Source organism: Proteiniclasticum ruminis, from assembly GCF_900115135.1.
Lineage (GTDB): Bacteria > Bacillota > Clostridia > Clostridiales > Clostridiaceae > Proteiniclasticum > Proteiniclasticum ruminis_A.
In genome coordinates, this window is the sequence record NZ_FOVK01000006.1 from 78,440 (window position 1) to 90,064 (window position 11,625).

Annotated in this window: 13 protein-coding genes; 10 read left to right on the forward strand and 3 right to left on the reverse strand. The window is 45.8% G+C overall.

What is annotated here, in order from left to right:
* Positions 1-141: 141 nt before the first annotated feature.
* The gene (locus BM243_RS09820) at positions 142-876 is read right to left on the reverse strand and encodes an N-acetylmuramoyl-L-alanine amidase (RefSeq protein ID WP_074912197.1); all 735 of its coding nucleotides are present in this window, start codon (positions 874-876) and stop codon (positions 142-144) included.
* 141 nt (positions 877-1,017) lie between these two features.
* Between BM243_RS09820 and BM243_RS09825 the strand changes: the two genes are divergently transcribed.
* From BM243_RS09825 to BM243_RS09845, 5 genes are all read left to right on the forward strand, one after another.
* On the forward strand, positions 1,018-1,722 hold the full coding sequence (locus tag BM243_RS09825; protein WP_074912198.1) for a transposase: 705 nt from the start codon (positions 1,018-1,020) through the stop codon (positions 1,720-1,722).
* Positions 1,723-1,814: 92 nt separating this feature from the next.
* Complete coding sequence (locus BM243_RS09830; RefSeq protein WP_074912199.1) at positions 1,815-2,798, forward strand: NAD(P)/FAD-dependent oxidoreductase; 984 nt, start codon at positions 1,815-1,817, stop codon at positions 2,796-2,798.
* Between the two features lie 50 nt (positions 2,799-2,848).
* Positions 2,849-3,493: a protein disulfide oxidoreductase gene (pdo, locus tag BM243_RS09835; protein ID WP_074912200.1), complete on the forward strand. Its 645-nt coding sequence runs from the start codon at positions 2,849-2,851 to the stop codon at positions 3,491-3,493.
* A gap of 90 nt (positions 3,494-3,583) precedes the next feature.
* The gene (locus BM243_RS09840; RefSeq protein ID WP_031574326.1) at positions 3,584-3,787 is read left to right on the forward strand and encodes a DUF6132 family protein; all 204 of its coding nucleotides are present in this window, start codon (positions 3,584-3,586) and stop codon (positions 3,785-3,787) included.
* Between the two features lie 41 nt (positions 3,788-3,828).
* Positions 3,829-4,425, forward strand: coding sequence for a 4Fe-4S binding protein (locus BM243_RS09845; protein WP_074912201.1), 597 nt, complete (start codon positions 3,829-3,831; stop codon positions 4,423-4,425).
* A gap of 94 nt (positions 4,426-4,519) precedes the next feature.
* On the opposite strand, the gene BM243_RS09850 is transcribed toward BM243_RS09845, so the two are convergent.
* Complete coding sequence (locus BM243_RS09850) at positions 4,520-4,906, reverse strand: DUF302 domain-containing protein (RefSeq protein ID WP_074912202.1); 387 nt, start codon at positions 4,904-4,906, stop codon at positions 4,520-4,522.
* A 217-nt stretch (positions 4,907-5,123) separates the two neighbouring features.
* On the opposite strand from BM243_RS09850, the gene BM243_RS09855 reads away from it, so the two are divergent.
* The 3 genes from BM243_RS09855 to BM243_RS09865 are packed head-to-tail and all read left to right on the forward strand — an operon-like array spanning position 5,124 to position 7,195.
* Positions 5,124-6,320: an amidohydrolase gene (locus BM243_RS09855; RefSeq protein WP_074912203.1), complete on the forward strand. Its 1,197-nt coding sequence runs from the start codon at positions 5,124-5,126 to the stop codon at positions 6,318-6,320.
* Positions 6,317-6,670 (forward strand): DUF952 domain-containing protein, encoded by a 354-nt coding sequence (locus BM243_RS09860; RefSeq protein WP_074912204.1) that lies wholly within the window; start codon positions 6,317-6,319, stop codon positions 6,668-6,670. The genes BM243_RS09855 and BM243_RS09860 overlap by 4 nt, the downstream gene beginning before the upstream one ends.
* A gap of 9 nt (positions 6,671-6,679) precedes the next feature.
* Positions 6,680-7,195: a hypothetical protein gene (locus BM243_RS09865; protein WP_074912205.1), complete on the forward strand. Its 516-nt coding sequence runs from the start codon at positions 6,680-6,682 to the stop codon at positions 7,193-7,195.
* Between the two features lie 97 nt (positions 7,196-7,292).
* Here BM243_RS09865 and BM243_RS09870 read toward each other — a convergent pair whose 3' ends face one another.
* Positions 7,293-9,050, reverse strand: coding sequence for a flavocytochrome c (locus tag BM243_RS09870; RefSeq protein WP_074912206.1), 1,758 nt, complete (start codon positions 9,048-9,050; stop codon positions 7,293-7,295).
* Between the two features lie 115 nt (positions 9,051-9,165).
* Between BM243_RS09870 and BM243_RS09875 the strand changes: the two genes are divergently transcribed.
* Both BM243_RS09875 and BM243_RS09880 read left to right on the forward strand, forming a co-directional pair.
* On the forward strand, positions 9,166-10,872 hold the full coding sequence (locus BM243_RS09875; protein WP_074912207.1) for a cache domain-containing sensor histidine kinase: 1,707 nt from the start codon (positions 9,166-9,168) through the stop codon (positions 10,870-10,872).
* Complete coding sequence (locus BM243_RS09880; RefSeq protein WP_177213503.1) at positions 10,862-11,605, forward strand: response regulator transcription factor; 744 nt, start codon at positions 10,862-10,864, stop codon at positions 11,603-11,605. Before BM243_RS09875 ends, BM243_RS09880 begins: the two co-directional genes overlap by 11 nt.
* Positions 11,606-11,625: the final 20 nt, after the last annotated feature.

Sequence of the window (11,625 nt, forward strand, 5' to 3'; positions counted from 1 at the left end):
TTTTATCACCTTCGAAAAAGCATCACACTTCTGTACTTAGCACACTCTATCCTATTATCGATGTACTTTCATGAAAAGTTAAGCCTTTTTCATGCATCTTTATAAAGTAACAGCTATTGTCTTGAAACCGCACAGATATTTTTATCTGTAGCTGATGAATCCCTCAAATCCTACACTCCAAAGCTTGGCTTTCAGTTCCTCCGCATTTTCAATCTTACGGAAAGCCCCCACCTGAACTCTGTAGAGTGCCGTCTCATCTGCACCTTGGTTTACAGGATCTTTGATAGGATCATTACCCGCCTTTTTTCCCACCTGAAGAAATTTCGCCAGAGCTCTTCCATAGCTTCTTGCTATGGCTTCTTTGTTTCCAGTCATCCATTTCGCAATGTCCACATGATCATGAAAATTCGTCTCCATAAGCACCGGCGTCATCCCATACTCGTAGGGGGTTCTGATTTCGCCAAACCCTTTACCCTGAAAAGCCCTCATGCCATCCACAAGCGGCTCAGACCGGTTGCTTCCATAGGGACAGATGCCATTAAGCTCTTCTACCAGTATTTTCCCAAGGGCTTTTGAGTCTTTTGATGCTGGATGAAAAAGCGCCACAGCACCTCTTGCTTTCCCCGCTCCCCCTGCATTGGAATGGATGGCCAGATAAATGCTGCATCCCTTGTCTCTTGCTTCTTTGGGTCTTCCATTCCTGCCAATGTCCAGCGAAAGATCCGAAAGCACCGTCTCAATGCCATACTCCTCTTCTAAAACTCTCTTCAATAATTTCGACACCTCCACCATTTCCTTTTCCTCGTTGGTGTTTCCCGTGGCGTAAATGTTATGGGGCTGCTTGCTGGGTGAAAGATATACTTTCGGATGTCTCATATGCATTCCTCCTCACCTAATAAATCCACTACTACACTTTTATCTATGCCTATTGTCATAAAAAAGCAAAAAGTTACGGGGACGGTACTTGAATTTTATTTTTCATTGTGATAGGATAGTACCAGAAGGCAGGTGAACGAAGTGGCGAGAAAGGCACGAATCAAGGACCCCTACGGCACATTCCACATCACCCAGTCCGGAGGTGGTCAAAAACTGCTGTTTGAAAAAGAGGAAGACAGAACAGAGTTTCTGGAGATTCTAAAGAAAGCCCAGACGCAGTTCCAGTTCAAGCTTTATGCTTACTGTCTTTTATCAGACAATCAGTACCACCTTGTCATGGATCTGAACGGTGCGGATATGTCCAAAGTGATGAAAAGCATCAACATCGGCTATGCCATGTACAAAGATCAGAAGGAACCGCTTTTCAAAGACCGTTATAAAAGCGAGCTGCTAAAAGATCCGGAAGATGCGGAAGACGTGGTGAAAACACTCCACAAAAATGGCATCCCAGGTTCCCTTTGGAACAGCTACTGCACCTATGACACAGAAGCACCATTAAGACTGGACTGGATCTCTCCCATAGAAAAGAGAGCGGACAAAGAAAATACTTCCCCCTGCAGAAACTGTATGGAAACCCTGGAGGAAGCAGAAGAGAAGCTCAAGGAAGTCTCTGTGGAAAAAAGACTTTCCCTGGAGGAGCTTCTGAAAGAAAAGGAAATCCGAAATGATCTCATATTAAAATTCCGGAAAAACTCCACCCTTTCCCTGAAGGAACTGGGCACACTGTTTGGAGGTCTTTCGGAATCGAGTATCTGTAAAATCCTCAACACTGCATGTGAGAAGTAACGACAGGCATGACATCATGCCTATTTTATACCCTTATCATTCAAGTTCTGTCCCCATATGAGGACAGGAAGTAACCACTAGGAGGCAAGCACATGTCATTTTCTTTTCAGATTGACCTGAAAAAAAGCACCGTTTCAAAAGACACAACTAAACTGAATCCCGATATCCTTTATGACCTTCTTGTCATTGGTGGAGGTCCTGCGGGTCTTAATGCAGCCCTCTACGCCAAGAGAAAAGGCCTGGAAGTCGGTATCATCACCAAGCGAAAAGGAGGACTTCTACTGGATACCTCCGTAGTAGACAACTATCTGGGCATCAAAGAAATGAGTGGAGAGTCCATTGCTGATGAGTTTCTGCGCCATGTGGAAACACTGGAAGTGCCCATCAAAGACGACAGTGAAGTGGTGGGATACACAAAAGATGGAGAAGAACATCTTCTGACGCTGTATTCCGGCGAGATGTTTAAAGCAAAAACCATCCTCATTGCCACAGGATCCAATCCTAGGCATCTGGGTGTTCCCGGAGAAGACACCTACGCAGGAAAAGGCGTTGCCTACTGCGCCATCTGTGACGCACCCCTTTTCAAAAACAAAGAGGTCCTCATCGCAGGCGGCGGAAACTCTGCTGTTGAAGCGGCGCTGGATTTGGCAAAGGTTGCCACATCCGTGACCTTAGTACACAGAAGTCAGTTGAGAGCCGATGCGATTTTAACAGAGAAACTGAAGGAAGATCCGAAAATCACTGTACATTTGGAGACTCAGATTGAAGAGATATTCGGGGAAACAGCCATGAAGGGCATCCGAGTCCTTCATAAAGATACAGGAAAAAAAGAAGAGCTTTATGCAGACGGCCTTTTCATCGAAATCGGTCATCTGCCCAATACAGGCATCTTTGGAAACCTCCTGGCACTCAATAATCATGGAGAAATCCTGGTGGATGAGAAAAACAAAACCAGCCTTTCCGGAGTCTTTGCTGCTGGAGATGTCACCATAGTCCCCTACAAACAGATTGTCATTGCCGCCAGTGATGGGGCCAAAGCCGCTCTTGGTGTCAATGAATACCTGAACAGCCACTGATTTAAATACGAAAGCAACCAAATAAGTAAGATATAACGGAGGAAATAATAATGAAAATGTTCAATGAAGAAATCCAGGACCAGCTGAGAGAAATTTTTGGAGACCTTAAGGGAGATGTGACCATCGCTCTCTTCACCAAAGAAGGAGAATGCGCCACCTGTGAGGAAACTCTGTCCTATATGCAGGAAGTGGAAGAGCTCAGCGATAAGATCCATTTAGAAAGATATGATCTGGACAAAGACACAGAACTTGCCAAGAAGTACGGCGTAGAAATGGTACCATCCATTGTCCTTCTGGACAGCAGCAAAAACTACAGAGGCATCAAGTTCAACGGAATTCCAGCAGGACACGAAATCAACTCCTTTATTCCAGCACTCCTGGAAGTATCCGGAAATGAAAGTGAGCTGCCAAAAGAACTGGAAGAAAGAATCATGAAGATCGACAAACCCATCAACATCAAAGTCTTCATCACCCTTTCCTGCCCACATTGCCCAGGTGCAGTGCAGAAGGCTCATAAGATGGCCCTCATGAATCCGATGATTCAGGCAGAAATGATTGAAGCGGAAACCTTTGGTGAACTGTCCATGAAGCACAATGTGTCCGGTGTACCGAAGATCGTCATCAATGACCAGTATGATCTTCTCGGAAACCAGCCCATTCAGGAATTCCTGAACACCATGGAGAAAGTATCTTAATTTTACTGACGTAACCCCATTCCCCTATAAAAAGAATGAAAGGATGACACGACCGCCATCCTTTTCTTCTTTCTAAAAAAGGAGAACCTTATGGAAAAGAAACAGATGACCCCACAGGATCGGAGGAAAAAAAGAGCCATGAAAATTGCCTTAGGTATTGTTCTAGGAGGCCTTGCAGGCTATCTTTACTACTACTTCATCGGATGTGACGGAACCTGTCCCATCTCCTCAAATCCCATCCGTTCCATACTTTATGGATCCGTGGTTGGTACCCTCCTAGGATCCGCATTTTAGCAGTAAAATACACAAAAGAAGAAAAGAAAGAGGAACTCATCTTGAAGAATCACAAATATCTTTATCTTGGAACCCTAAGTTTTTTTGCACTGTCCTTCATGAATATTCATCTGGCGGTGCTGGGCCTTATTTGCATGGCTCTCCCCGTCTATCTGCTTCTAAAGGACAAAAAGAAAACCTGGTGCCAGAGCTACTGCCCCAGAGCCAGTCTCTATATGACCCTTGGAAAAAAGCGGGCAAAGAAGGGCAAGAACATTCCCCTTTCCTTTATCAAAGGGAAGCTGAAGTATTATGTCCTTGCTTATTTCTTTGTGAGCCTCAGCATCGCTGCCCTGTCCACCATTCAGGTGGCTAGAGGGCATATGTCTCCCATGCTGATTCCAAGATTCCTTCTGATCATTCCCATCCCGGTATCTCTTCCTCAGCTCTTCACACTGAGTGGATTTCCCGTTTGGTTTACCCATTTTTCCTTCAGGATCTTTTCCATGATGACCACTACAACCGTCATCGGACTGATTCTGTCCTACACCTACAAACCCAGAACTTGGTGTACCATCTGTCCCATCAATACCATCTCGGATTTGTACATCATGGATCAGAAGGGGAAAAAAATCACACCAGCAAAAAGAACTGCTTAAAGAAACCATGAAAGAGTCTCCCGATTCTCAACTGGTATAATAGAAGAAGCCGCTTCCTCCATCAACTGGAAAGGAAACGGCTTCATTTTTCTTTTTATGCAGTTTTCTCGATGGCATCTTTCAGTATATTCTCCACTTCCAGAGCCACATTGCCAAGATCAATACCCTCCATGATGTCTGCAAGTTTTGTAGGTTTCATCATACCGATGTGCACCCCATCTTCCTTCTCAAAGACCACCATCTTGCAGGGGAGCATATAGCCCGCTTCCAGATGGGCATCCAGCACAATTTTAGCTTTAGGAGGATTACATACTTCCATCACCTGGAAATTCTTATGAAACTCCAATCCTTTTTCTGTCAGCTTATCTTTGAAGTTCATTTCCCACAGGACACCAAATCCTCTTTCCATGAGATTCTTCTTCAGCTCCTCATGGGCAATTTCAAATGTCTTATCTGTTCTCTTCTCAAAAGTCATGCTCATTTTACTACCTCCATATGATTCGATTCTATTACGACCAATATACCACTAGGGGGTATATATTTCAACCTTCCTATCCTATTGTTCACCATAATTTCAACCTTTCCTTTCCTTGTTCATAAATGTGTACGCACTGCACTAGAATCTGAACCGCTATTCATTGACAGCGACCGCATACTTCAGATAGAATTATCAGAAAACAGTCTCCAAGGAGGAACTTATGAGAACGCTTTCCCCATCCATTGAAAAATACCGGGACTATGTCATTGGCGCTAGGCGTCACCTGCATGCCCACCCAGAAACATCCCTGGAGGAAATTGAAACCACTGCTTATCTGATGAGTGAACTGGATGCCATGGGCATCCCCTATATCAAGGGAGAACCCACAGGACTTGTGGCAACCATCAAAGGAAAGAAACCCGGAAAAACAGTAGCCTTGCGAAGTGATATGGATGCCCTGAACATCCTGGAAAAAAATGAGGTTTCCTATAAATCTCAGGTGGATGGGAAAATGCATGCCTGCGGCCATGATGGCCATACGGCTATTCTTCTCGGAGCTGCCAGGATTTTAAAAGACCAGATGGAGGAACTCCCTGGAACGGTGCACCTGGTATTCCAGCCTGCAGAGGAAACGGGTCATGGCGCAAAACTTCTTATAAATACAGGCACCTGGTATGAGGAAACGGACAACATCTTCGGCGCTCACCTCTGGTCTTATCTTCCTACAGGAAAAATTTCCTTAGAGCCTGGCCAGCGCATGGCAGCCACAGACAGGTTCCAGATTAAGATTCAAGGACTTTCCGGTCATGGCTCCATGCCGCACCAGACCGTAGATGCCGTAGTCGCAGCTTCTGCCATGGTGATGAATTTCCAGACCATCGTGAGCCGAGAATACAGTCCCATGGAACCTCTCGTGGTTTCTGTCGGCTCCATCCACAGTGGTACAGCTTTTAACATCATCTCCGGCGAAGCAGTTCTTGAAGGAACCATACGGTATTTCAGCAAAGACATCGGAAAGACCATTGAGTCCAGCATGAGACGTGTCATGGAAAGCACCGCAGCGCTCTATGGCGCCTCTGCAGAAATGATGTATACCTATAATCTTCCACCTGTGGTGAATGATGAAGCCTCCTCTGCCCTGGCTTATGAAGCCGCTTCAAGGATTCTGGGAGAAGAGAATATTGTTCTTCAGGAAAAAACCACTGGAGGGGAAGACTTCGCCTTCTATCTGGATCATAAACCCGGCTGTTTTGTCTTCATTGGCTCCGGAAACCATGAAAAAGGCACAGATTTCGCCCATCATAATGACCATTTCGATCTGGACGAAGACGTTCTTCTTCATGGCAGCGCCCTCTATGCGGAATATGCAGTAAGCTTCCTGAAGAAGGAAGCAAAGAAGGGGGAAAATTCTTTATGATTCTTCATTGCCTGAAAAAAGAGACCTGGGAAAGAGTGAAAAACAGCGCTTACTATTCTTCGGAAAGCTTGTCTGCAGAAGGGTTCATCCACTGCTCCCCCATAGAGTACTTCCACCGGGTGGCCCCAAACTTTACAGAGATCAAAGAAGAACTTCTTCTCCTTCTGTTGGAGGAGGAGAAGATTGACGCAGAGGTCCGCTGGGAAGACCCTGAGAATCTTGGTAGAGCCTATCCCCATATCTATGGCCCTTTAAACCTCTCTTCTGTGACAGCTGTACTTCCTTTTTTGAAGGATGAGGCAGGAAACTTCATTAAAAATCCCGAACTGACAGACTATGTAGATAAGTAGGAGAAAAAAATGAGCAGTTACCAGTTTTTAGCCAGTGACCACCCCTTTGAAAAACTCGAAAACCCTTTCCTGGAACGCCTCTCCATCCGGGAGGCCCTGGAAAGAAACATGGACATTCCAGACTTCATGCTGGAAAACCCGGACATGGACCCGGAGGAAAAGATCTTTCTACTCTGTGATACAGAAGATCATCTGGAAGACCTGGAACTGCATCCTGAAGAGATAAGCTTTCCAGAAGTCTCTGTCCGCCTTACTGAGAACCCCTATGTGGTGGAACTGCAGTGGCGTTACAGCAAAGAGAGAGCTGAGACACTTCTAGCCTACATCCGCAAACATCTGATGGAAGCAGAAAACCTGGAGGTCTTCAGTCTCTGGCTGGACGAAGAAGGCGAGCCCCACCGTATGGAAGTAGCACTGGACTGCCTGAACCTAAAGCATCTCTCATTTCTTGATCTTTCAGGGGGGTATCAGGGCCCCAGATGTCTTCATATCAAGAATACCAATCCTGTCACACAAGAATCCTGAGGATTTCTAAAAAAATAAGAAGCAGCACACCAAACATAATGGACGTGCTGCTTTTAAAATCTCAGGAAGCCTAGCTTCTTGAGGGATAGGGGCTTACTTATTTTGAGATAGACTCACCGGCAATTCTGCCAAATACGGTGATATCTGCAATGGCATTGCTGCCCAGTCTGTTGGTGCCATGAATGTCTCCCACAACTTCACCCGCTGCAAAAAGACCTTCAATCACTTTCCCTTCCGTGCTTACCACCTGAGCTTCTGTATTGATCTTGATTCCGCCCATGGTATGGTGGATGGCTGGCTTGGACACCATGATGTAGTAAGGACCTTCTCCGAAAGGCACAAGTTTCCCTCTTTTGTTGAACTCCAGGTCCTTTCCATCCTTTGCATACTGGTTGTAGTTCTCCACAGTCTTCTTCAGCTCTTCTGCATCAATCTCGAAGAAAGCCGCCGCTTCTTCTAAGGTATCCGCTTTCACCAGCTGTTTTCTTGCGATGAGACCATTGTACTCCGCCGCATGCTTCACATCCATTCCGGAATCCTCCATGGCAGAAGCATCCCAGAACATGTAGGAAACACTGCCGGTCTGCTGAAGCACTGCTTTAGAGATCACATCTCTTCTTTCCAGTTCCTCCACAAAACGCTTTCCTTCCTTGTTTACCAGAATAGAACGGCCTTCCATTCTCACATCACCCACGTATAATAGAGCACCGGACTGTGTATCGCAGGTTGGATAGGCCTGGATGAAGCTCATATCCACCAGGGATGCTCCTATCTTTTCTGCCATGACCAGGCCATCTCCCATGCTGCCCACAGAATTTGTGGAGAGGTATCCTTCTCCCATCTCTTCATTGTACTGGGCACGCATTTCTTTATTGTATCCAAAGCCGCCAGATGCCATGATGACACCTTTCTTTGCTGTGTATTCAATGACCTGTCCATGATACTCCGCTTTCACCCCAGTCACACGGCCATTCTCATCCATGATGAGCTCTGTAGCCTTTGTTTCAAGATGCAGAGGGGATCCAGTCTCTTTCAGCTTTTCTGTAAGCTTGTGGATCATCTCATACCCTGTGGCATTCTTTGGCACCAGACTTCTTTCCACAGAATGCCCACCGAAGAACAGCATATAATCTTCAAAGATCATACCCACTTCATCCCGAAGCCACTTGGCTCCATCCAAAGCTTTATCTGCAAGGATTCGGGCAAGAGCAGGATCACTTTCCTCATCTCCCCCCTTCATGATATCTCCATAGAAAAGATCCGCACTGTCTTCTAAAGCTTCCTTTTCCTGTACCCAGTTCTCTGGTGCTGCATACTCTCCTCCGGAGATGAGGGTATTGCCTCCCGCCATGGGCATTTTTTCCAGAACGATGACATTCATACCATTCTCCGCCGCAGTGATGGCAGCAGTAAGTCCTGCGCCCCCTGCACCAATGACGATGACATCCGCATCATACTTTTCTTCTCTTTTTTCTGGGGCTGGCTTTTCCTTCTTCACCAGAAGAGACTTATCCGCTCCAGTTTTACTGAAGGCATCCTGAACTGCCAGTCGGAAACCCACTGAAGTCAGTGTTGCTCCAGAGACAATATCCACATCCAGATTGTTTGTTGCTATGATTTCCTCTTTCAGTATGTTCATGGCTTCAGAAAGCCCTTCAGATTCCTGATTTTCCAGGACCTCTATATCTGAAACCTTCTGATCTTTCATGGTAAGAGAGACTTTGATTTCTCCCCCTCTTCCATTGCCTGTTCCTTCGAAAGTACCATCTGGAATACTGCTCTTTGCCCCATTCCCACAGGCTGCAGAAGTCAGTGACAACGAAAAAAGTAAGAGCATCGCCATAATTTTTTTCATAAAACCCTCCAAATATCAATATTTGTTATTTCCTTAACAGTGTAGTACAATTCTTTCGTGCAGTCTTTGCACTTCCCCGTCAGGAATTTATACTTTTATGCAAATGGAGAGAAAAATGAAGCTCAAATGGAAATTCACCCTGCTCTTTACCCTTATTCTCACAGGCACCTTTGTCCTTTCTGCGGTTTTCACCTCTTATAGAAGCTATGAGAGCAGCCGGAAAACCACCGATGAATTAAGTCTCCAGCTCATGGCTTCCAAAGCCAGCGAGGTCTCCGGATGGCTCAGCCAAAGAATCCGGGAACTTCATACCATCAGCAGGACCCCCACCGTCACTGCCATGGAGGAGACTGCTTTAAAGGAGTATGTGACAAAACTCAGCAGTGATATGGATGCCTACTACGGAAATGAGTATGGAACCTTCGGCATCAATGACTTCAGCGGACTGGAATACATTACAGAAAACCAGACCATCGATGTCAGGGACCGCAGCTACTTCAAAGAAATGCTTATCACGGACAAACCTTATCTTTTTAGTGCACCCGTGTCCTCCAAGACAGATGGGACCCCCATCACAGTACTCTGCTACGGCATAACTGGTGAAGATGGCAGCAAAAAGGGCTTTGTAGCGGCCTCTATTTCACTTAAAAAACTCACAGAAATCACAGGAAATCTCTCCATCTACGAAGGGAAGACCATGATCATGGACCGCCGGGGTATGATGTACACCATGGGGGCTGAAAGCTATCCAAAGGAGATTCTCACAAAGATCAGAGAATCCATTCCTTCCGATTCTCCTTCCTCTGTGATTCAGAAGGCCATCGATGAAGATCACCATGCTTTCTATGCTGAGATTCCTTCCAGCCCTGGCTGGTATCTGTGCACTCTGGTAGAAAATGAGAAGCTCTACCAAGAAGCTTCGGCACTGAGTCTTTCCCTCTCCAAAGTATTTGTCACCATGTTTGGCGCTGGCATCTTAGGTGCTTTTTTCATCAGCAGCCAGATCACAAGAAGAATCACAAACCTGTCTGTGGCCATGGATCATGTGCAAGAGGGGGATTTCAGCAGTCAGCTTCCTGTACAAGGCAATGATGAGATTGCTGATCTGTCCTTCCATTTCAACAGTATGGTAAAGGATCTAAGAAGGCTCATGAAAGAAGTGGTGGAAACCCAGAAAGAGAAGCGTCAACGAGAGCTTGAGATTCTCCAGGCTCAGATCAATCCTCACTTCATCTACAACACTCTGGACACCTTACAGTGGAAGGCTCTTGAATATGACGCTTCTGATCTTTCAAAGCTCATTTTATCCCTCTCCAGCTTCTTCCGGGTGTCCCTCAGCAAGGGAAAAGAGATGATTCCTCTTTGTGAGGAGATCAAACATGTCAGAAGCTACCTGGATATCCAAAAAGCAAGATACGAAGAGATTCTTGCCTATGAGATCCAGGTGGATGAATCTCTCCATGAGATTTCCCTTCCAAAAATCCTGCTGCAGCCTCTGGTGGAAAATGCCATCTATCATGGGATAAAACCAAAACTGTCCCAGGGAAAAATTACCATCCTCACTCAACTGGATGGAGAGGACCTGCTTTTAAAGGTCCGGGATAACGGCGTAGGTATGACTGAAGATAAGGTGAGCCAGCTGGAAGAAGCCTTTGAAGGCAACCGGGAACCTGTGAGCTACGGTCTTCATAATGTCCACCAGAGGATAAGATTGACCTATGGAAGCCCCTATGGCCTTCATGTGGAGAGTTCTCTTCAGGAAGGGACCACCGTTACCATCAGACTGCCCCTGGCAAAAAAGGAGGAGATATATGATGTATAAACTGCTCATCTGCGACGATGAAGCCATCATCAGAAACGGACTGAAAGCCATCATTGAGAAAATGAGCACTGAATTTGACATCATTGGTCTCGCATCCAATGGTTTTGAAGCCCATGAGATGATCCTTTTTGAAGAGCCTGATCTGGTGCTCATGGACATCAATATGCCTGGAATGACAGGCCTCGAAATCATGGAGAATGTTCAGACACAGGGAATCCATTCGAAGTTCATCATCATCTCCGGGTATGATGAGTTCCAGTATGCCCAAAAGGCCGTGAAGCTTCGGGCACTGGATTATATTCTGAAGCCCATCGATAGAGAAAAGCTTCTGCAATCACTGGAGACTGCGCTTCATGACCTGATAAAGGAAAACCATGCAAAGAAGGAGGAAACGTTAAGTGGGGATGAAAACCTGGCGAAAAAAGCCCTTCAGCTTCTCTACCGCAATTACGGGAACTCAGATTTTTCCCTGCAGAGCCTGGCGGACCTTCTCCACATAAGCACCTCTTCCCTCAGCAGAATGCTGAAAAAAGAGACGGGTCTCAGTTTCTCCGAATATCTCACAAAGATTCGGATGGAGTCTTCCATGTGTCTTCTAAAAAACCAGAAAGATCTTTCCGTTCTTGAGATTTCTGAAAGAGCAGGGTATAAAAACCAGCACTATTTCTGTAAGGTCTTCCGCCAGTATACTGGAAAAACACCATCAGAGTATCGGCATAACACTCTAGAGTAAAAAAGGAGCCGCTGTTCATT

Excerpts from the sequence above, each read along its gene's own strand:
- BM243_RS09830 (WP_074912199.1), top strand. The coding sequence starts at position 1,815 with ATGTCATTTTCTTTTCAGATTGACCTGAAAAAAAGCACCGTTTCAAAA.
- BM243_RS09840 (WP_031574326.1), top strand. The coding sequence starts at position 3,584 with ATGGAAAAGAAACAGATGACCCCACAGGATCGGAGGAAAAAAAGAGCC.
- BM243_RS09880 (WP_177213503.1), top strand. The coding sequence starts at position 10,862 with ATGATGTATAAACTGCTCATCTGCGACGATGAAGCCATCATCAGAAAC.
- BM243_RS09860 (WP_074912204.1), top strand. The coding sequence starts at position 6,317 with ATGATTCTTCATTGCCTGAAAAAAGAGACCTGGGAAAGAGTGAAAAAC.
- BM243_RS09855 (WP_074912203.1), top strand. The coding sequence starts at position 5,124 with ATGAGAACGCTTTCCCCATCCATTGAAAAATACCGGGACTATGTCATT.
- BM243_RS09870 (WP_074912206.1), bottom strand. The coding sequence starts at position 9,050 with ATGAAAAAAATTATGGCGATGCTCTTACTTTTTTCGTTGTCACTGACT.
- BM243_RS09875 (WP_074912207.1), top strand. The coding sequence starts at position 9,166 with ATGAAGCTCAAATGGAAATTCACCCTGCTCTTTACCCTTATTCTCACA.
- BM243_RS09850 (WP_074912202.1), bottom strand. The coding sequence starts at position 4,906 with ATGAGCATGACTTTTGAGAAGAGAACAGATAAGACATTTGAAATTGCC.
- pdo (WP_074912200.1), top strand. The coding sequence starts at position 2,849 with ATGAAAATGTTCAATGAAGAAATCCAGGACCAGCTGAGAGAAATTTTT.
- BM243_RS09820 (WP_074912197.1), bottom strand. The coding sequence starts at position 876 with ATGAGACATCCGAAAGTATATCTTTCACCCAGCAAGCAGCCCCATAAC.
- BM243_RS09865 (WP_074912205.1), top strand. The coding sequence starts at position 6,680 with ATGAGCAGTTACCAGTTTTTAGCCAGTGACCACCCCTTTGAAAAACTC.